The sequence below is a fragment of the Tunturiibacter psychrotolerans genome (genome assembly GCF_051013365.1).
Classification (GTDB): Bacteria; Acidobacteriota; Terriglobia; order Terriglobales; family Acidobacteriaceae; genus Edaphobacter; species Edaphobacter psychrotolerans_A.
The window spans coordinates 2955487-2975533 of record NZ_CP132941.1 but is presented as its reverse complement, the minus strand read 5'-3'; the positions used below and the strand labels follow the sequence as shown (position 1 = coordinate 2975533).

General features: G+C 56.1%; 20 protein-coding genes. 12 read left to right on the top strand and 8 right to left on the bottom strand.

Annotation, left to right across the window (positions count from 1 at the left end; translation table 11 throughout):
- The first annotated feature begins 4 nt into the window (after positions 1–4).
- From RBB76_RS12395 to RBB76_RS12385, 3 genes are read left to right on the top strand one after another with little or no spacing between them, the layout of a single operon-like run.
- Positions 5–991 (top strand): alpha-E domain-containing protein, encoded by a 987-nt coding sequence (locus RBB76_RS12395; RefSeq protein ID WP_429631710.1) that lies wholly within the window; start codon positions 5–7, stop codon positions 989–991.
- A complete protein-coding gene (locus RBB76_RS12390) occupies positions 992–2002 on the top strand; it encodes an acyltransferase family protein (RefSeq protein ID WP_429631712.1) in 1011 nt (336 codons plus the stop codon).
- 39 nt (positions 2003–2041) lie between these two features.
- On the top strand, positions 2042–3037 hold the full coding sequence (locus tag RBB76_RS12385; protein WP_429631714.1) for a transglutaminase family protein: 996 nt from the start codon (positions 2042–2044) through the stop codon (positions 3035–3037).
- Here RBB76_RS12385 and RBB76_RS12380 read toward each other — a convergent pair.
- From RBB76_RS12380 to RBB76_RS12355, 6 genes are all read right to left on the bottom strand, one after another.
- A complete protein-coding gene (locus RBB76_RS12380; protein WP_429631716.1) occupies positions 3034–3801 on the bottom strand; it encodes an SDR family oxidoreductase in 768 nt (255 codons plus the stop codon). The two genes, RBB76_RS12385 and RBB76_RS12380, sit on opposite strands and share 4 nt — an antisense overlap.
- A 19-nt stretch (positions 3802–3820) precedes the next feature.
- Positions 3821–5173: an FAD-binding oxidoreductase gene (locus RBB76_RS12375; protein WP_429631718.1), complete on the bottom strand. Its 1353-nt coding sequence runs from the start codon at positions 5171–5173 to the stop codon at positions 3821–3823.
- An 89-nt stretch (positions 5174–5262) separates the two neighbouring features.
- The gene (rplT, locus tag RBB76_RS12370) at positions 5263–5664 is read right to left on the bottom strand and encodes a 50S ribosomal protein L20 (protein WP_429631720.1); all 402 of its coding nucleotides are present in this window, start codon (positions 5662–5664) and stop codon (positions 5263–5265) included.
- Between the two features lie 208 nt (positions 5665–5872).
- A complete protein-coding gene (rpmI, locus tag RBB76_RS12365) occupies positions 5873–6070 on the bottom strand; it encodes a 50S ribosomal protein L35 (protein ID WP_260735028.1) in 198 nt (65 codons plus the stop codon).
- Between the two features lie 176 nt (positions 6071–6246).
- On the bottom strand, positions 6247–6774 hold the full coding sequence (locus tag RBB76_RS12360; RefSeq protein WP_429631723.1) for a GNAT family N-acetyltransferase: 528 nt from the start codon (positions 6772–6774) through the stop codon (positions 6247–6249).
- A 182-nt stretch (positions 6775–6956) separates the two neighbouring features.
- Positions 6957–7238 carry a hypothetical protein gene (locus tag RBB76_RS12355; protein ID WP_429631725.1) on the bottom strand — a complete coding sequence of 94 codons (282 nt, stop codon included), beginning with the start codon at positions 7236–7238 and terminating at the stop codon, positions 6957–6959.
- A gap of 292 nt (positions 7239–7530) precedes the next feature.
- Between RBB76_RS12355 and gyrB the strand changes: the two genes are divergently transcribed.
- The 4 genes from gyrB (at position 7531) to RBB76_RS12335 (ending at position 12339) form a co-directional block, all read left to right on the top strand.
- Positions 7531–10182 (top strand): DNA topoisomerase (ATP-hydrolyzing) subunit B, encoded by a 2652-nt coding sequence (gene gyrB / locus RBB76_RS12350; RefSeq protein ID WP_429631727.1) that lies wholly within the window; start codon positions 7531–7533, stop codon positions 10180–10182.
- A 351-nt stretch (positions 10183–10533) separates the two neighbouring features.
- Entirely contained in the window at positions 10534–10869 is a 336-nt protein-coding gene (locus RBB76_RS12345; protein WP_429631729.1) for an RES family NAD+ phosphorylase, read from the top strand.
- Between the two features lie 779 nt (positions 10870–11648).
- On the top strand, positions 11649–12221 hold the full coding sequence (locus tag RBB76_RS12340; RefSeq protein WP_429631731.1) for a LodA/GoxA family CTQ-dependent oxidase: 573 nt from the start codon (positions 11649–11651) through the stop codon (positions 12219–12221).
- The gene (locus RBB76_RS12335; RefSeq protein ID WP_429631732.1) at positions 12208–12339 is read left to right on the top strand and encodes a LodA/GoxA family CTQ-dependent oxidase; all 132 of its coding nucleotides are present in this window, start codon (positions 12208–12210) and stop codon (positions 12337–12339) included. The genes RBB76_RS12340 and RBB76_RS12335 overlap by 14 nt, the downstream gene beginning before the upstream one ends.
- A gap of 98 nt (positions 12340–12437) precedes the next feature.
- Here the strand turns inward: RBB76_RS12335 and RBB76_RS12330 are convergent, their stop codons facing one another.
- Positions 12438–13091: a GntR family transcriptional regulator gene (locus RBB76_RS12330; protein WP_429631734.1), complete on the bottom strand. Its 654-nt coding sequence runs from the start codon at positions 13089–13091 to the stop codon at positions 12438–12440.
- Positions 13092–13172: 81 nt separating this feature from the next.
- Between RBB76_RS12330 and RBB76_RS12325 the strand changes: the two genes are divergently transcribed.
- The 5 genes from RBB76_RS12325 (at position 13173) to RBB76_RS12305 (ending at position 17124) form a co-directional block, all read left to right on the top strand.
- Positions 13173–13622 (top strand): DoxX family protein, encoded by a 450-nt coding sequence (locus RBB76_RS12325; RefSeq protein WP_429631736.1) that lies wholly within the window; start codon positions 13173–13175, stop codon positions 13620–13622.
- Positions 13619–14572 carry a polysaccharide deacetylase family protein gene (locus tag RBB76_RS12320; RefSeq protein ID WP_429631738.1) on the top strand — a complete coding sequence of 318 codons (954 nt, stop codon included), beginning with the start codon at positions 13619–13621 and terminating at the stop codon, positions 14570–14572. The genes RBB76_RS12325 and RBB76_RS12320 overlap by 4 nt, the downstream gene beginning before the upstream one ends.
- A gap of 131 nt (positions 14573–14703) precedes the next feature.
- Positions 14704–15417 carry an SDR family oxidoreductase gene (locus RBB76_RS12315; protein ID WP_429631740.1) on the top strand — a complete coding sequence of 238 codons (714 nt, stop codon included), beginning with the start codon at positions 14704–14706 and terminating at the stop codon, positions 15415–15417.
- An 85-nt stretch (positions 15418–15502) separates the two neighbouring features.
- Positions 15503–16579: an SDR family oxidoreductase gene (locus RBB76_RS12310; protein WP_429631742.1), complete on the top strand. Its 1077-nt coding sequence runs from the start codon at positions 15503–15505 to the stop codon at positions 16577–16579.
- 245 nt (positions 16580–16824) lie between these two features.
- Positions 16825–17124, top strand: coding sequence for a zinc-binding dehydrogenase (locus RBB76_RS12305; protein ID WP_429631744.1), 300 nt, complete (start codon positions 16825–16827; stop codon positions 17122–17124).
- A 926-nt stretch (positions 17125–18050) separates the two neighbouring features.
- Here RBB76_RS12305 and RBB76_RS12300 read toward each other — a convergent pair.
- The gene (locus RBB76_RS12300; RefSeq protein WP_429631746.1) at positions 18051–20015 is read right to left on the bottom strand and encodes a prolyl oligopeptidase family serine peptidase; all 1965 of its coding nucleotides are present in this window, start codon (positions 20013–20015) and stop codon (positions 18051–18053) included.
- Between the last annotated feature and the right edge of the window lie 32 nt (positions 20016–20047).

Genomic DNA, 20047 nt, shown 5'->3' with positions numbered 1-20047 from the left:
GCCGATGCTGTCGCGGGTTGCGGATAGTTTGTACTGGATGAGCCGGTATCTCGAGCGCGCGGAACATACGACGCGGCTGCTGGATGTGAATCTGAACCTGATGCTGGACGAGAGTCCGATCAGCGCAGAGCGGCGATGGAAGAGGGTGCTGCAGGCTCTGGGCGGGCCGAAGAATATCGAGTGGACCGGGGAACCGTATGCGCTGACGCAGGCGCTGACCTTCGACACGGACAACAAGGCTTCGATTCTGTCGTGCCTTATTGCGGCGCGGGAGAACTCGCGGCATGTGAGAGAGCAGATTTCGACGGAGCAGTGGCACCGGCTGAATAGCCTTTATCTGCAGGTAACGCGGCCGGAGCTGCAGCACCATACGCTGTCGGAGGCCCTAAGGGCGGGCATGACGCAGCCGAGTGAGTTTCTGCAGTCAGTGCTGGAGGCTGCGCATCAGTTTCAGGGTGTTACCGATTCGACGATGAACCACGGCGAGGGCTGGCAGTTTATCCAGGTGGGCCGGTATATTGAGCGTGCGTGCGCCACGGCGTTGCTGCTTCAGGCGTACCATGTCGATCTTTGGGGGAACACTGAGAGGGCGGCCGATGGCAATGAGTACCTGGACTGGATGGGGCTGCTGCGTTCGGCGACTGCGTTTGAGGCGTACTGCAAGGTGTATACCGCCGACCTGACGCCTGATCAAATCTTCGAGTTTCTTCTGCTCGATGAAGAGTTCCCGCATTCAGTTCGGTTTTCGATTGACAGCCTGCAGTGCGCGCTTGAAAAGATACAGGGAGACAGCGGCAGAAGCCGCGCCGAGGGCTTGCGACGGTTGAGCGGGCGGCTGCAGTCTTCTTTGAACTACAGCAGCGTGGATGAGATTTTGAGCCAGGATGTACTGGGGTATCTGGGCAGCATCCAGGCGCAGTGTAGGGCGATTCATGAGACGATCTACGAGTTGTACGTGGACTATTCCATTCAGGCAGCGCTGGCAGGGTAGATGATCGAGCTGAGACAGGCGGTAACGGCGACAGCGGAGCCGATTACCAGTGGGAAGCGGTCAAATCTTGTGGACCTTGTGAAAGGTCTTGCAATCATTCTGGTGGTGTATGGCCATACGGCACAGGGCACGGTGCATCGGGGCTGGTGGACTGGACCAGGGACGGCGATCTCTGAAAATTTTATCTACAGCTTCCACATGCCGGCATTTTTCTTTGTCTCGGGACTGTTTGTGTTGGGCAGCATTCGGCGACGAGGAGCAGGCGACTTCACCCTCGAAAAGGTGAAGACAATCCTGTATCCCTATTTGCTGTTCGCGGTCATCTCAGCGGCGCTCGGTCCTTTGATCGGGCGATTCGAGGTAAGCTATTCTCCTTTTCACTGGAAGACATTTTTGATGAACGTAGCGGATGGAAGCGTGAGCTGGTTCCTGTTTACGTTGTTCTTCTGTCTTATGGTGGCTTTATTGACGGCTCGACTTCCGAACTGGCTGCGATTTTTGCTCGCGGTGGTGGCCGGGATAGCGCCGGCCTACGGTTCGTACATCATGAACCGCGTGCAGTGGGAGTTCTGCTTTGTAGCTGCCGGAATGTGGGTCGGCAATCAGATCTTCCGGCTGGAACGTGTCCCAAAGTGGATGGCTGCCATTGGCTTCATGCTGTTGGCTGCTTTTCAGTTCGCAGCTACTTATTTCTACGGGTACCCGAATCGGTGGACCTATATCGGGCTGGGTCTGACCGGAACAGTCGCTCTTCTTCTGCTTGCGCGGGTGCTTGAGAATCATAGGGTGGGCGTGGCGCTGGTCTGGGTAGGACGAGCGTCTCTGGCGATCTTCCTGTTGAGCGCCTTTGCACAGGGAGCGACCCGGGCCGTGTTGTCGAGTTTGTTCCATACGAACAACCTGTGGCTTCAATTGCTGGTGCCTACAGCGTTCGCGACGGCTCTACCTGCTATTGTTTGGTATCAGCAGGACCGATGGCGGCTTGGCTGGCTCTTTCACTGGCCGTCTTAGAAGATGCAGCATATCCCGCGAGATCGAAAGGGAGAGGCTATGTACTATTCGATTCGCCATCTGACGAAGTTCCTATACAGCAACCAGGTCAGCGAGAGCATGATGGAGACGCGGATGCACCCGCGGAGCGATCAGAATCAGCGCTGCCTGACGTTTCATCTTTCGGTGAGCCCCCGATGCAGAGTCTTCAGCTATCGCGATCATTTGTCGAATCATGTTCACCACTTCGACATTCCGGGGATGCATGGGCAGTTGGTGATTGTTGCCGAGTCGCTGGTGGAGGTGCAACCGGCAGCACAGATCCCGGCATTTCTGGCGCCCGACGCGTGGGCGGATCTGGACGCGATGGTGGAGCAGGGCGATTACTGGGAGATGTTGCTGCCGAGTGAGTTTACTGCGCCGACGCCGGCGTTGGACGCTTTGGCTCGGGAGTTGGACGTGCGGCGCAGAGATGATCCGTTGATGGTCCTGCATCATTTGAATCAGCAGATCTACGAGTACTTCGACTACAAGCCGAAGTCGACCAATGTTGATTCGCCGATCGATCTGGCGTTAGGCACCAAGGCCGGTGTTTGCCAGGACTTCGCTCACATCATGATTACGCTGGTGCGCTCGAAGCTGCGGATTCCCTGCCGTTATGTGAGTGGGTATTTGTTTCATGGCGAAAGCGATATGGACCGGTCGATCAGCTCGGCGACGCATGCATGGATTGAGGCGTTGATTCCGCACCTGGGGTGGGTTGGGTTCGATCCGACGAACTGGCTGGTGGCGGGAGATCGGCATATTCGTACTGCGATTGGGCGAGACTATTCCGATGTGCCGCCTACCCACGGGATCTTTCGCGGACGCGCCGCGAGTGAGCTGACCGTTGCGGTGAGGGTGACGCCGAGTTTGGGGACTCCGTCGCTCGATCAAGAGCTGCCCGTGCCTGAGGACTGGTCGATTCTGGTGGAAAAGGCGACGCAACTGCCGGAGCAGCCACCTCCGCCGACGCGGCAACAGCAGATGGCGCAGCAACAACAGGATATTAGCTAGAGATTCAGCTTCTTGAAGATGCGCTCTGGAATGTTGCGGATGATAAACATGATGGGCTGCCACTGAAACGGGACGTAGAGGATGTCTTTGCGCTTGTCGATGGCGCTCACGATGGACTCCGCGACTGAGTCGACATCGGCAAACTTTTCGCTCTTCGGCATGTTGGCGGTCATAGCGGTTTTGACGGGGCCGGGCTTGATGGTGAGGACGGTGACACCTTCGCGGTCGACGCGGTTTCGCAGTCCACCTAAAAAGGCTGAGAGGCCTGCTTTTGAGGAACCGTAGAGGTAGTTGGATTTGCGGCCGCGGTCGCCGGCTACGGAGGAGATGACGGCGAGGGTACCGGCGCGGCGCTGGACGCAGAAGTTGGCGAGCCAGGTGAGAAGCGAGACGGGGGCGACGAAGTTGGTGTGGAGGATCTGCGCAGCGGTGTTGAAGTCGCGCTCGGCTTCGGTCTGATCGCCGAGGACGCCGTGGGCCAAGTATGCAATGTCCATGCCGGTGAGGGAGTTGACGGCGTGGGCGAGGAGCGCGGGATGCTGGTCGGTGTCGTCGAGGTCGGCGACGGCGGTGTCGACATAGCTGGCGCCGCGGGTTTTGAGATCGGCGGCGACGGCGGCTAGTTTTTCGGCGTTGCGGGCGACGAGGAAGAGGCTTGCGCCCTGGAAGGCCCAGATGCGGCAGGTGGCTTCGGCAATGCCAGAGGTGGCGCCGAGGACGAGGATCTTGCGCGGTGGAGTTGTCGCTTGCGGGGTGGTGCTCATAGGCTTGCTGTATCCGGTCTTATGAATTTTGAGTGACGCGCTCCCAGAAGCTGGAAGTAAGGAGGGGGTCGCGGTATTGGGCGAAGTGCTGCCATTGGGGGTAGAAGGCCTGGAACTGGGGGGCCGTCATGGCGGCGTCTTTGGCGGGATAGAGGCGGCCGCCGAACTCAAGGGTCATGTCAGCTAAGCGCTGAAAGAGGGGGAAGCTCTTGTCGGGCCTGATCGGGAAGTCTAGGGCGAGGGTGATGCCGGGTTTGGGGAAGCTCATCATGCCGGGGGAGGGTACGTCACCGAATGCTTTGAGCACGGCAAGAAAGCTGGCGAGGCCTGATTTGGCGACTTCGTGGAGAATGGCGATGGTTCCTTCTTTGGCGTGCTCCCACGGGATGACGTACTGGAACTGAAGGAGGCCGCGCTTGCCGTACATGCGATTCCAGCGGAGGACTTTGTCGAGCGGATAGAAGAAGGGCTCGTAGTCTTGGAGAGCGACAGCGCGTTTGTGGATCTGTTTATGAAAGAAGGCTGTGTTGAAGAGGCTGACCGTCAGGGCGTTGAGGGCGAAGCCGGGGGCTTCGAAGGGGAAGACAAGCTTCGGCTTTGGCGACGGCTTGAGGTCGTCCTTTTTCGTTGAGTGGTCGCCCTGCATGAAGACGCCACGGGCAAAGTTGCGGCCGGTAGAGGTGACGTCGACCCAGCTGACGGTGTACTCGATATCGTGGGCCTGGTTGGTGAGGTCGAGGAACTCATCAATACCGTGGAACTGGATGCCTTCGTAGTCGATCTTGCGGGAGACGATGGGTTTGAGGCGGAGGGTCGCCCAGGTGATAACGCCGGTGAGACCGAGGCCGCCGATGGTTGCGGAGTAGAACTCGGGATTTTGCGTTGGGGAGCAGATCGTGCGGGAGCCGTCGGAGCGAACGAGCTCGAACTGTGCGATGTGGCGACCGAAGGTTCCGGCGGAGTGATGGTTTTTGCCATGGATGTCATTGGCAATTGCTCCACCGAGGGTTACATATTTGGTCCCGGGAGTGACGGGGAGAAAAAAGCCGCGTGGGACGGCGAAGTCGAGGATCTGCGCGAGGGTTACGCCGGCTTCGGCGGTGAGGAGGCCGGTCTCGGCGTCGAAGTCGATGAGGCGATTCATCGCGGTGGTGACGAGGAGGTTGCCGTCCTTGAGGAGGCAGACATCTCCATAACTGCGGCCCATGCCAACGGGGAGTGCACCGTTGTGGAGGTCTGCGGTGAGGGCGGGGAAATCGCTCTGCCAGTGGAGCGGGAGAAGCTTTGCGCCGTAGGTAGGGTAGCGGCCCCAGGATTCGAAGGGAGCTTGCACTTGAGAGTTCGCTTCCTCGGTTGCGGTTGAGTCTGGCATAAGGACAGGATACTGGTTCGCGACGGTGGCGGAATTAAAAAGCAAGAGGCACAGCTTGGGCCGTGCCTCTTTTGAAACGGCTGATGTTTTTAGGCAGCAGCAGTGCTGCGATTTGCGGCGTGCTTGTCTGCTGCAATCTTCAGGGCTGACTTTGCCTGCACGGTAAGTGCGGCAAAACCAGCTGCGTCGTTGGCGGCGATATCGGCGAGGACCTTGCGGTCGAGCTGATTGCCGGCGAGTTTGAGGCCGTTGATGAAGGTCGAGTAGCTCATACCGTTGATGCGGCAGGCTGCGTTGATACGGACGATCCAAAGGGCGCGGAACTGGCGCTTCTTCTGTTTACGGCCGGTGTAGGCGAACTTGAGTCCGCGCTCGACGGCTTCCTGAGCGGCCTGATAGAGCTTGGACTTGGTGAGGAAGTAACCACTCGCGCGCTTGAGGATCTTTTTGCGACGATCGTTGCGTTTTGTACTCCGTTTTACACGGGGCATCTTGCTTCTCCTTTTGCGTACATCGTTTAAGCGGCTGGAGGTTAAGGTGGCCTCTTCACTCGCTATGCAACTTCAAGTCTCGGTGGAATCGCTAACGCGCTTCCAGGGGCCGGAACGCTTTGCTGGCCCTTTGCTTTTTGAGCGGCTCGACTTGAAAAACTTGTGCTTCTCATTTCTGAGCGAAAGACCGTTTATGGTCTTTCTTGACTCAGGCGTAAGGAAGCATCCGGGCAACCTTGTGCTGATCCGCCTCGGAGATAAGCGCCGACCCGCCGAGCTTGCGCTTGGTCTTGGTGGCCTTGGAGGTGAGGATGTGGCGCATCTTGGACTGGCCGCGCTTGAACTTGCCGGTGCCGGTCTTATGAAAGCGCTTGGCTGCGCCGCTGTGTGTCTTCAACTTTGGCATGGTGTTCCTGACGAAATCTGTGTTCTGGACAACTTATTGAGTATATACGAGGATCGCGTCTTGGGTCGTATCTATTTCCGGGCGCAGGCGGTTCAGGAAAAGCTTCGCGAATATGGGATTCTGGCAAAGTGCTGTTAACACTAGGCTTGACGGGGTGGTTTGAGGTGAGAGTGGGTCTATGGGAGCGGTTTCTCCATGACGACGAAGTGCAGGTCGTCGCGCAAGGGTACGCCGAAGCGCTGGTCTCCGTAAGGGAAGGGTTCGCGTTCGCCGGTGAGTCGGTAGCCCCGACGTTCGTACCATTCGATCAGGGTGTTGCGAATCCAGATTACGGTTATTCTGACGCGAGCGGCGCCCTGGCCCTTCAGGTCACCTTCAGCCTTCGACAGGAGTGTTCTGCCAAGGCCTTCGGCCTGGCGCTGGGGATCGATGGAAAGCATGGATAGATATGCCACGGAGGACCCGGGGGCGAGCTCGAAGGAGACGCATCCTGCAAGGGGGCCATGCTCACGGTCCCTCATTGAGAGGATTGTGAGGTTGTCCTTTGTGAGCATGGAGGCGAGCATTCCTGAATCGATCCTTTGACCGGATATTACTTTGGCTTCGCTGGCCCAACCGGCCTCGGCGGCCTGACCCCGGTAGGCGTTGTTGACGAAGGTGACGAGTTCCTCGATGTCGGCTTCTGAGGCAGTATGGAAGATCATTTCACTGATTATCGTAGTTCCCTTCTCTTTCGAGTGGCCCGCAAGGCTGAGTTGCCTGGCAAGGCAGACGCAGAGCAAGAAAATGACCCTCCGGAGAGGGTCATTTTTAAGGATGGTTGGCTTCTGGCGAGCGTTATGTCATCTGCTCGAAGCAGTCAGACTCGGAAGCGGCTACTTGCTGATTAGCCTCCCTTGGGACCTCCGCCACTGGTGGAGCCGCCGCCACTAGTCGAGCCACCACCACTGGTGGAGCCACCACCGCTACCGCCATGACCAGGGCAGTTGCCGCCGCTGCCACCCTTATCGCCACCGCCATCGTGGCCGTGGTCGTGGTGGCACCAACCGAACCAGGACCACGAGCTACCACCACTATCGTGGTCGTGATCACAGGCAAAGGCAGAGGTTGAGGCTGAAAGCATTGAGAATCCAACGATCGAGACAGCGATCAAACGGTTCAATTTCATTGGTTCACCTCGGGGGAGTTACGAGCCGAAGCATAGCAAGCCATGTGGGTTAGGGGAGTACAACTTTCGGAGCAGCGCGGGCGGTTACCGATGGGCCAAGACGTGCTTTGGGGAGGGCTCTGAGTGGGTACGCCGGAGGGGTTCCGGCCCCCTTCCGCGTGGTATACTTAAGACACTGAGAACCAGGCTGGAACGTGTATAAAGCGCTGTATCGGCGCGGGTTTTCGCGGATTGCGCGGACACGGGACAGGCTGAAAATCCTGCAACTTCAGCAACCGCTGAACGGAGATACATGGCATCGACTGCAATCCCCACCGAAACTGCTCTTTTAGAGCTTGAAGCTGGCAAAATGAAGGACGCTACCGGAAAAGGAAAAGAAGGTGGCGGTTATTCGGCTGAGAACATTACTGTTCTGGAGGGCCTGGCTGCGGTCCGGCTGAGACCGGCGATGTATATCGGCTCGACCGGCGAGCAGGGGCTGCATCACCTGGTGTATGAGGTGGTCGATAACTCGGTCGACGAGGCGCTGGGTGGTCACGCGACGAAGATCGATGTGACGATCCACGTCGATAATTCGATTACGGTGGTCGACGATGGCCGTGGAATTCCGGTCGACGACAAGGTGATCAACGGCGAGAAGATGCCCGCGGTGCAAGTGGTGCTGACGATGCTGCATGCGGGCGGTAAGTTCGACGCCTCGAACTATAAGGTTTCGGGTGGTCTGCATGGCGTGGGCGTGAGCTGCGTCAATGCGCTGAGCGAGGAATTTGATGTAGAGATCTGGCGCGACGGTCACGCATGGGAGCAGGACTACTCGAAGGGTGCTCCGATCAGCAAGCTGCGAAAGATGGGCGCCTCGACGCGTAAGGGTACGAAGGTCCACTTTCTGCCGGACAAGTCGATCTTTACGGTGACGGAGTTCAACTACGATACGCTGGCGCAACGGTTGCGGGAGCTCGCCTTTTTGAATAAGGGGCTGGAGATCCATCTGACGGACCAACGCACGACGGATTCGAAGACCGGAGAGTACAAGCACCAGGAGTTCAAGTACATCGGTGGCATTGCGGAGTTCATCAAGCATCTGAATAAAGGCAAGGCTGTGTTGCATGACAAGCCGATCTACATGGAGGCCGAGCGGGATAACGTGGCCATGGAGATTGCGCTGCAGTATAACGACGCATACTCCGAGACGGTGTTTACGTTTGCAAACAACATCAACACCGTGGATGGTGGAACGCATCTTTCGGGGTTCAAGACGGCGCTGACCAGGACGATTAATGCGGCGGGGCAGTCGCTTGGTCTATTCAAGGACGTGAAGGAGAACCTGAGCGGGGACGATGTGCGCGAGGGTCTGGTGGTCGTGATCAGCGTGAAGCTGAGCCAGCCGCAGTTTGAAGGACAGACGAAGGGCAAACTGAATTCGGACATCGCAGGGACTGTACAGGCATTCGTGAATGAGCGGTTGGGGGCGTTCCTGGAGCAGAATCCGCAGGTCGCGAAGAAGATCATCAATAAGGCAATCGATGCGGCGCGGGCGCGTGAGGCTGCGCGCAAGGCTCGCGACCTGACTCGACGTAAAGGCGCTCTCGATGGCGGCGGATTGCCGGGTAAGCTGGCGGATTGTTCGGAGCGGCAACCGGATCGTTGTGAGCTCTATCTTGTAGAGGGAGAGAGCGCAGGTGGGACCGCTAAGCAGGGGCGTGACCGGAAGTTCCAGGCGATTTTGCCCTTGAAGGGAAAGATTCTGAACGTCGAGAAGGCTCGCTACGACAAGATGCTGGGCCATGAAGAAATTCGCGCGATGATTACAGCTCTGGGTTGCGGCATCGGCAAAGACGACTTCGACGCGAGCAAGCTGCGATATGGCAAGTTGATTCTGATGACCGATGCTGACGTCGACGGATCGCACATCCGCACGCTGCTGCTGACGTTCTTCTTCCGGCACATGACGGAGTTGATCAAGCGCGGCCATGTGTATATTGCCCAGCCGCCGTTGTATCGGATCAAGAAGGGCAAGTTCGAGCAGTACATCAAAGACGATCGCGAGTATGTAAGCGTGATGGTGAAGCGCGCCTCCGATGGCATGGTCATTCGCTATGGCAAGGACGGTGGCCGGCTTGAAGGTGCGGTGCTGACCAAGTACATGGGACAGCTGAACGACTATCTCGGCTTCTTCGATAAGGTGCAGAAGCGCTTGCGGAATGATGACGTTACGCAAGCGTTTGCGGAGCTATTCGCTCATGAGGGTAAGGACTCTGTGCGACGCGTGGACTTTGAGACGCCCGCGAAGGTCGAGGCCATGCGCGAACGGCTGGTGGGCCTGCAGAAGGCCTATCAGTTCAAGAATGTCGGCGATGTCGTGATGGATGAGGAGCACAGGAGCTACTCGGTCAGCTATACCGATGCGCAGGGTGCGGTGAGAACGATCGACTGGGCGCTGGCTTCTGCCCCGGAGAGCCGGCAGATGCTGGCCAAGCATGCTCAGATCAAGGAGCAACTGGTGGCGCCATTCTTTATTGAGTATGCGGCGAAGACCAAGGCCGAGGCTGCTGCAGAAGAGGCTGAGGAGATTGCTTCTGAAGAGGGCGTGGCTGAGAGCGCTGCGGCGCCAGGGACTGTCTCGGAGGTAAAGCCGAGCAAGAGAACGAGCAAGGCGTCGCAGGATCCAGTGGAGAAGAAGACGGCGCGCGACGTGTTCGAGTACGTAATCGAACAGGGCAAGAAGGAATATCAGGTTCAGCGGTACAAGGGTCTGGGCGAGATGACGGCTCCGCAGCTATGGGAGACGACGATGGATCCAGAACGGCGCACGCTACTGCAGGTGAAGCTCGAAGACATTGCGGCCTGTGAAGAGATTTTTACGACTTTGATGGGCGAGGATGTGGAGAGCCGCCGGAAGTTCATCGAAGAGAATGCGCTGGATGTGAAGAACCTGGATATCTAGCGCTGATCTCATTGTAGGTTGACACATAACCTGGGATTATTGACACTTAAAGTGGGATTCTGCGACTCATAAAGTGAGATAAACCTACTGATCGAGCAGCATGCGAACAGCAATCCATGTCGAGACCCGGTCGCCCACCGGCCCGCAGTGGACGCTTTGGATCGGTAGCTTCTTGCCATCGCCGGTGACCGGGAAAGGAGTCCCCGAACGACACTGGCACTGTTCGCGAGCCGCGTGGGCATTCCATCGATCGCGGACATCACACCAGAGCATTGGGCGATACCCTCTTCGCGATGAGGGTCATTGCGAGCGTGGCTCTGACCTTGAAGGTTCCGGATTGAGAAGTACTCTTTGAAGGTTCCGCCCGTTATGCCGAGCGATGAGGCCTTCGACTACATTCCGACGCAAGCAGTATGCGACTACTTGGCGGGCCAAAAAGCCCTTCCACTTGACGGCATTATTTACAAGTCCGTCCAAGCGGGCTACAGCGCGAAGAACATCGTTCTTTTTCATCACGCCTCTCGTGTCCTTGAGATCGACGTACCGGAGGGGGCAAAGGTGTCAGCCTCGTTGAGTCAGCTGTCAGACGAGGAGGACGATGTCGAGTACCACGTCTCGGTCGAGCTGCCCGCCGAAGGTGGCGCTCCTCTGACAACGGCACCCATCCATCTAGACTTCAAACAGTAGTATGCGAAGTACATGGATGATTTGCGAAAAGCTTCCGAGAAGCGGGATGTCACGCTTAGCCTCGACCTCGATTCGCCTGGGGGTCCATTCAGTCAACGCGGTGGCGTTCACGACTACCGACTTCAGAGTGACCCGTCACAAGTTTTCCAGTCACGCTCTTGTGACACCCGGTGTGCCCAAATTGAGCGTCGACCTTTCGGACCTTCTCTAGCGCTGTTCCGTTTATGACTTCGATCTGCCATCAGCGATTCCCGAGCTTACAACACCGAATCTCAGACTTCGCAGCCGTGAACGGCCGCGTGACGATCTTTCGTACCTTGAGACAAGAGACCACAGCGGCAAAACGAGTCCAGAAGGCACGCACCACTCTGTTGCTTGACCATCCATTCCAAAGATCCTCGAATGCGGAGCGCGAATCCATTATGGCACAGCAGGATTAGACATCCGCGCGGAGCTCGTGCTGTTAGTTGGCGCGTAACTTGGGCTAAGTCAGAAGACGGAAACGGTAAGTCAGCTCAATTAACACCAAGTTAAAAGTCATTCTTTTCTGGCTCGATGAATTACTTTCCGAAGTCCTGTGGTAGCGTTATTTTGCTCTCCGGCTACGTCTGGCAATTAACTCCAAAGTACGAAGGCACTAACCTTCCTTCCAAGCCGAGATTTCAATGAGAGGGCTGAGTATTCCTTCCAAGATCTGTGAGATCGCTGCCTCATTTCCTCTCCCGACTGCGCCTGAAATTCGCCGAGCATAGGTTCAACGCAGGGAAAGGACACGCACGATGGCAACTCACTACTCGATAGGCCCTTCCATAGGAGTCGCTCGCGTCGGGAATAGTCCCGACTCCTTCTACGTCGCCCCGGAATCGATCAACGGGCTTCCCACAGAGTGCAATCTCGATGGAATCCTGCACGTTGTCGATGGACTGCCGGTTCCCGTGCGGAAGTTCAAGGACGCTCAGGGCAGAATCAGGCGGCAGGCCGCTCTCTTCCGCATCTATCGGTTCGAGGATGGAGCGCCGGCGGTCGAGGTAACGCTGGCTGATCCCACTGTACAGCAGATCTCCTGGAGCGCCCATCTGGCAAACAAGAAGGCCTGCTGGTATAACTTTGCCGAACTGCAGGGCAACCTCTTATATGGTCAGGACAATAGTTACGATAATCAGGGCATCAAACGCCGCAACGAATCCGAGAGTGGCCCGGAAAAACGAAAGAAACTGATCATCGATCCTGGTCCACGTAATTTGACAGGCGCACGCCAGTACCGTGCCGCACGACCACCCCCACGCCTCTTTTCCTCCGAAGGTAACTTTCGGAGAGCAGCTTACGAGTCTGGGCTCGATGCTCACCGATGATGCCGGTCGCCTTCTTGTACTTGGTGGCTTCGGCAAATCGGGCGGTGATACGGCAATCACCAGCTTCGCGGGCGCCGACACATGGCATAAAAGTCGCCTCATGGCCCTAATAGCCTGAAGGCTTTAATGGTCACATTTGTTAAATGGGATTGACGGCACTGTCAACGGGATGTTCGCATTCTCGATGGCAACTTCTCTCGACAGCGCCAAGGCGCTCTACCCCAAAGCTTGGCCTTCCGCACAACCCGGATCAGGGAGATCAAAGATATGTTTTCGCAACAAGCGTCCGGCTATGCCTGCGTTGCCCTCGTCGAGCGCACTGATAATGTTCCAGTGGTCCTCCTGAACTCGGCTGAGATTTAGCTTGCCTTTGGTTATCCGAATCTGAATACGAGCCTCAAAGGCGATAGAGTCCCAGCTTCTTAGCAGGATCCGATTCTGTGCTGCTTCGACGATCATGCGATGAAAGTTGTGGTCATGTTTCGCGTATTGAGGAGTATTGTTTTGAGCGGCTGCTTTTCGAATTGCCTCTGCTTCCTTCTTGAGACGGTCCACCTTTCCTTGCAGAAACTTGGCTGCCAGTTGTCCGCCCAATTCCTCTAAGGCGGCACGGACCATATAGGCCTCGCGGATGTCCTGTTCGCTTACTTCGCGGACGTGCGATCCCTTGTATGTCTCGGTGACGATGAGTTCCATGGCCTCAAGCTGGCGCAGCGCCTCACGAACTGGAGCCTGGCTAGTGTTGAGTTCCCTTGCGACCTGCAATTCGATCAAACGTGTTCCCGGCGCCAATTCGCCAGAAAGTATCCTCTTTAGCAAAATCTCTTTTATGCGCTCCGCCATCGAATCGCGTTGAATTCCAGCAGCCAAAGTGAACCTCCCATAGAGAAATGATACTCTTTTTTGCAACTTTCTCGATTATCGATAATCTACTACAGCGAGAGAAAAAATATGACAGCTAATACGACAAACCGCGAGAAAGATGCCGCACTTGCCTACTTCCTGTTGCGGGTCACGATCGGAACCAACATCTTCATACACGGATTGAGCCGAATCCTGGCTGGTCCGTCTCACTTTGCGGGCGCGCTTGTTCCAGCGTTCCAACATGCACCCCTTCCCTCTGGCTTCGTACGCCTCTTTGCACTCGTCTTACCTTTCGCTGAGAGCATCGTTGGGTTGCTCGTGCTGGTTGGAATCAGAACGCGCATCGCACTCGTTGCAGGGGCCCTTCTCATTCTGACGCTGACCTTCGGCGCAACGTTAAACCAGGACTGGGAGAGCGCTGGATTGCAATTGATCTATGCGGCTGTTTACGCAGCGTTGCTGGCTTTCCGTCATCACAACACGTTTTCGGTAGATGCACTGCTTAATAAAGACTCATTCAAAGGAGATCGACTGTGATATCTCGTCGCAATTTCATGAAGGCAGGTGCCACGTCTGCATTGGCCGCAGGTTTACCCCTCGCATCCGCGCTAAGCGAACAGACGGAGGCGGCTGAAATGAATCAAACCAACACTTTCTGGCCCAATGGGGCTCGCATGGTGATCTCGGTCTCGATGCAGATGGAGGCCGGTGCGCAGCCGTCGAGCGGCGCTGAAAGTCCGATGCCGAAGATTGATCCGAAGTATCCTGATCTGCCGGTAACCAAGTGGTACGAGTACGGCTATAAGGAAGGGCTTCCGCGGTTGATGGATATGTTCGATCGCCGCCAGGTCAAGGTTACCTCGCATATGGTAGGGGCGGCTGTCGATCTTCATCCGGCGTTGGCAAAAGAGATTGTGCAGCGTGGACATGAGGCAGCCGGACACGGGCAGACGTGGACACCGCAATATTCCATGACGCCCGACCAGGAACGTGAATCGTACAAACAGGGCATCGCGAGCATAGAGCGTGCGACAGGGACAAGGCCGGTTGGCTTCAATGCGTTCTGGCTGAGGGGCACACCGCACACGCTGGAGATTCTGCAGGAGCTCGGCTTTATCTATCACATTGACGATGTGAGTCGTGATGAACCCTTCCTGATCAACGTCAAGGGGAGACCCTTCGCTGTCGTGCCGTACACGCTGCATATGAACGACATCGTGAACTTCGAAGGCCGCAACTTCAGCACGCAGGACTATGCCGGCGATCTGAAGAGAGAGTTCGATATGCTCTACACCGAATCAGCGAAACGGCGCCGCATGATGTCAGTGAGCGCCCATGATCGGATTGCAGGGCGACCGGCGCGCACACAGGTACTGGAAGAGTTTATTGAGTATGCGCAGAGTCATCCTGGAGTCGTTTTTATGCGCAAGGATGAGATTGCGAAGTTTGCACTGAACAGCGCCCAGACTATCCGCGAAGGAATCTAACAGGAAGACCGTGCAGGGAGCGCAGTATTGTCCCTGCCTGCAGGCGACAAATTGGGTTGAAGCTCGCGCATTGAACGAGGACGTGTGCTGCTCGCGCCCATAGTTTTGACATAGAAAAGGACCAGACAATCATGCAATCTCTCAGAAATCAGCGCATTCTTATCATTGGCGGCAGCTCCGGCATTGGTCTTGCAACAGCCGTGGGTGCCATTGCCGCGGGAGCAACTGTCACCATCGCCTCCCGCAATCAGGAGAAACTGGACGCGGCGGCCGCGACGCTCGACGATGTTGCTCGCACAGCTCTATTGGACACGGGCGATAACGCTCTTGTTGAGAAGTTCTTTCAACAGGAGGAGCCATGGGATCACATTGTGATCTCGGCGGCGCAGACCAAGGGAGGTCCTGTGAGCAGCCTAAGCCTTGGGGATGCCGAGGCTGCCATGGAGAGTAAGTTCTGGGGATCCTACCGCGTTGCTCGGGCTGCGCGTCTGAAGGAAGGCGGGTCACTTACGTTCGTCTCAGGATTTCTGAGTGAGCGGCCGTCGGCTACAGCGGTTCTGCAGGGAGCCATCAATGCGGCGCTGGAATCTCTCGCTCGCGGGCTTGCACTGGAACTAGCTCCGGTTCGCGTGAATGCTATTTCTCCGGGAGTGATTGCGACCCCTCTCTGGAATTACCTACCTGAAGAGAAGCGCAACGCAATTTTTGAAGGCGCAGCATCGAAGCTGCCGGTGCGTAGGGTCGGCCAGCCGCAGGATATCGCGAATGCAGCTCTCTTTCTGATGACCACTCCCTTCGCGACCGGGTCCACAGTACGCGTCGATGGGGGTGGAGTCATTGCATGATAGCCGTTTGCATCCGTTTGATACCGAGCTTGCTTCGTAATTGCCACAGCTTCGACTGTTTGATGAAGAGAGAGGAAGAGTAAGGATGTCCGCAAAAAATGTAGTGCTGGTTGCTGGCGCTCAAGGTGTCAGCGGAAGTGCCGCGGTTCGGCACTGGAGCGCAATCCCTGATGCCAGGGTCTATGGTCTTTCCCGACGCAAAGTTGATGCTGAAGATGGAGCAGAACATATCTCGGTGGATCTGCTCGACGTGCAGGATGTCCGGCGGAAGCTGGCTAAAATTCAAGATGTGACGCATATTGTCTTCGGCGCATACATTGAAAAGCCTACGGCGACTGAAAAGTCAGAGGTCAACGTCGCCATCCTGAGAAATCTGTTGGACGTTGTTGAGGAGACGTCTCCCACGTTGAGACACATCACCATCTATCAGGGCGGAAAAGCATACGGTGCTGACCTGGGGCCATTCAAGACACCTGCACGTGAAGACGATCCCCGGCTGATGCCGCCCAACTTCTACTACGACCAGGAAGATTTTCTTCGACACCGTCAGCAAGGCAAGGCATGGTATTGGACGGTGCTACGTCCAGAGGCGGTTTGCGGTTTCGCCGTCGGAAACCCGATGAACCTCGCTATGGTGATCGCCGTATATGCGGTCCTGTCAAAAGAGCTTGGCCTGCCGCTCCGCTTTCCCGGGACGGAGAAAGCTTATAGGGCGCTATACCAAGTCACCTCCGCAGACATTCTTGCAGAGGCAAGCGTCTGGGCAGGTAGCAGCAAGTCGGCACACAACGAAATCTTCAATATCACCAACGGCGACTACTTCCGCTGGCAGCATATGTGGCCGAGGATAGCAAAGATGTTCGATATGGAGATCGCGGATCCGGTTCCAATGCCGCTCGCAAGTTACATGGTAGACAAAGCTCCGTTATGGGATGCCATCGTGCGCAAGTACAAACTGCAGGCGATTCCATATGAGCAGGTTGCCTCATGGGCTTTCGGAGATTTCATCTTCAACAGCGAATTCGACAACATCACAAACACAGTCAAAGCGCGTCGGGCAGGCTTCCACAACTGCATCGATACAGAAGACATGTTCCGGGAATTCTTTCAGGGCCTTCGTCAGAACAATGTAATCCCAACGCCAGTAGTGAAAGGTAGGTAGTCGTGTCCGGGCAAGTGACTCCATTCAGGAGCGCATTCGCCCGGCTGACAGAGTGCAATGAGTAGCGGCCTTGCGTTTGCCGTCAGTCAAGATCCGAAGTCAACTCGTTGAAAATCTCCATTTGCTCTATAGCGCCACCTGATGTCCGATCGCCTCCGTGCACTCGGTGCGCAGGTGACACCCTACGGCGAGGGCATGGTCGAGCGCATTCGTGAACTCGCGGGCGGAGCGCCGGACTTCGCTTTGTGAAGGGCACCCTGCCCGATCTGGTCAAGATCGTGGATGGCGATCCGAAGCGCGTCTTCAGTTTTGCTGATTGGGACGAAGAGGGTATTGGCGTTCGCACCTCGTCGCAGGAGAAGCGCCTTCGCTATGACGTGCTCGGTCACTACGCGAAGCTTACCTCTGAAGGGCGTTTTTCGATTCCGATTGCCCGAACGTTTGCCCTGGAAGATTGGCGTGAGGCGGCAGAAATAAGCATGAGCAAGAAGGCTCATGGGAAGTTAGTGCTTCTGCTTGGCGCTGCTGCACACGGAAACGAATAAGGACGGGTGCGTCAGGCGGCTCCGGCTTTCGCAAGCGAGATTCCTGACGCTGGTGCTGGTTATGACAAATGCGCTTCTCGTTAGTAATGCTCTTGGACGAGTGTCAAATCGCCAATGCACTCATCGACGAGGTTAGTACCGTTGCTGCGTCAGATATTTCAGCAGCTTTCTTTTCCAAGGGAACTCTAAATGGCTCACTGGAAAACTCTCTCATGATCACGACTGGCAGCCTGGTTGCGATTAAGCGATAATCGGCTCGTCGGCAATCGGTGATTCTTGGGAATTATCGGAAAAGTTCGAACACGGGAAGAGTCGAGCTCATCATGACAGGAACATCTGATTCACAAGGGACAAAGACAAAAAGCATAGGATTGCTGAAGAAGGTTCTGCGCTTGCGGCTGCTTACGACAAGCAAGCCGAAGACGAAATAGCTCAGGGGCTTTACCAAACGCTTGAGGATGGTGCTGATCTAGAAGAAATGATCCCAGGATGGCTTTCAGACCTTCCACCTAAAGCAACCCGATTGCGTCGCAACCGATGAGCCCTCATCCTTTGGAACCCCGACTTTGAGCCGATTTGCGAAGAACTTGGAAATTGGAAATCAAATCTTTTATTCACGAAACGTGGTGTGTGTTGTCGAGACTACCTCATAGTAGTCCCTCGACTCTGATCGAACTGAGTCGGGGATCACGTCGCGGTTAGAGATTTGCCGGAATTGCAAAAATAAGTTCGAAATGACTATCCAAGTTTATGTGTCAGAATGTAGTTTTATCTCACGTATCGCGACATTAAATTCTAACTTCCTTGACGGACTCGCCGCTCAACCCTTTTCTTATCAGGGCATGGCGTCCCACCTAATGTGTCGACCTACATCATCGCTATAGGCCGACAGATAACCTGGGCGGTGCGGAAAGGATGCTGGATTCCTACCGCCCTGCTGCGGGATCCTTTAGATACTTATCGAGAAACGCTAGCTGTTTCTCATACGAGTCTTTCCTGTGATCGCGTTGTTGGAATCCGTGGCCTTCGTTGGGGTAAGTGAAGTATAGGTATGTCTTGCCCGCTTTCTTCAAGGCTTCAGCGAACTCTGCAGACTCTTGCGGCGGTACTTGAGGGTCTTTCTCGCCGTGCAGAATCAGCAACGGAGTCTTAATGGACTCCACATCGGGAAGAACATTGGCTTTGCGATATACCGCCGGTTTCTCCTCTGGCGTGCCACCCATCTTGGTCTCCCAACGAATTTTTGAGTTGCGATTTGTGTATTGCAGAAAGAGGGCTCGATCGACTACACCAAACATCTCGATCCCCGCGGCGAACGTATCGGGCAACTTGGCTACTGCGTTGGCGACGACCGTTCCTCCGTGGCTTCCGCCTCCGATGGCAACTCGGTTTGAATCTGCGAGACCGGTATCAACCAGGTACTTAACACTTGCGGCGATGTCGTCGATCTCGCCACCTCCGGAATCTTCAACATTCGCATTGCGAAACCTCTCCCCATAGCCTGTGCTGCCACGAAAGTTTGGTTCCAACACGACATAACCCTGTTGAGCTAGGAAGAGTGACCAGGGATTCAGGCTGAGTACAACTTGTCCCTCTGGACCGCCATGAGCCCAGATTATGGCGGGGTAGCGCTTGCCCGGTTTATACCCGGCGGGCTTGTAGAGAATTCCTGCGAGCGCCAGACCGTCCTTACTTTTGAAGCGCGCTATCTCAGGAGTGATGCCGAGCCCCTCGTACTTCGAGGACTGCGACGGCTCGAGTAGATGTGAGTTACCTTTTCCGTCTGTATTTGCGACATAGGTGGTTGCCGCACGCAAGGAAGTGGCTCTGGAGAAATAGATGAACGCACTATCGGGCGACCACTGTGGGTTTGTTTCGATCCCTGCAAGGGATGTGAGCCGATGTGGGCTGCCACCCGCGGCAGGAACAACCCATAGATGACGCTCTTCTGGTAGATCACGATTCGAGTTGAATGCGATCCATCGTCCGTCGGGAGAGTAAGACGGGTTCTCGTCCTCACCGGTTCCCTTGGTTAGTTGTTTGGGAGTACCGCCCGTCGCAGGAATCTGCCACAACTTATCCCATCCCGTCGACTGCAAGACTACGGTTAGTGTGGTGCTGTCGGGTGACCACGCGGCGCTGTTGATCGCCCAGGCACCACCTGGATCGTTCTTTGCAGTGTAGAGGTCGCTCGCAGTGCCAATAGTGGAACCGGTCTTCTGATCGAACGTGAGAACTTTCAACTTGCCGGAGAAGAACTCGCGTGACCGCTCCGTGTAAGAGACTCGTGTGCCATCAGGCGACCATAGTGGCTCGGGGTCGAAGCGATCGGACGAGACGGCATCCCCGCGGTCTGTCGCGGTATTCGCGATCACGTCAGAACCGGTGTAGATCTCCGTAGCGGCGAGGAGCTTTTCCTGGGAACCGTCCTCGCTTACTACATAGAGTTCATTGAATCCTTTTCTGCCCGATTCGAAGAGGATCCAATGGCCGTTAGGGTTCCAAAGCGGATGATGATCCGTCGCACCGCGCGGATCGCCGGGTCCAGCTGGATCGTGTGTGAGGCGCTGAGGCTGGCTACCGTCATTCGCCACAATCCACACGTCGCCTTCACTGACATACGCAATGTGTTTGCCGTCATGGGACCATTGCAACTCGGACGTTGGCTTCGGTGAAGACGTGATGATCTTTGCCTGCCTACCATTGACTGGAACAAGCGCTATCTGGCCCTGCTCCTCACGTGCGAAGAATCTGCCGTCGGGCGAGAGTTGTCCCGTGCTTCTGCGCCCCGACCCTGCGGAGAGTAGATCGTCGAGGGTAAGCCGCTGCGTCTGCGCGAGGAGCATTCCCGGAACGAGGAACATGGAAACAAGAATTGATAGTTTCTTCATAATTTTCCTTCAATGCCGATTGAGGTGGGTGC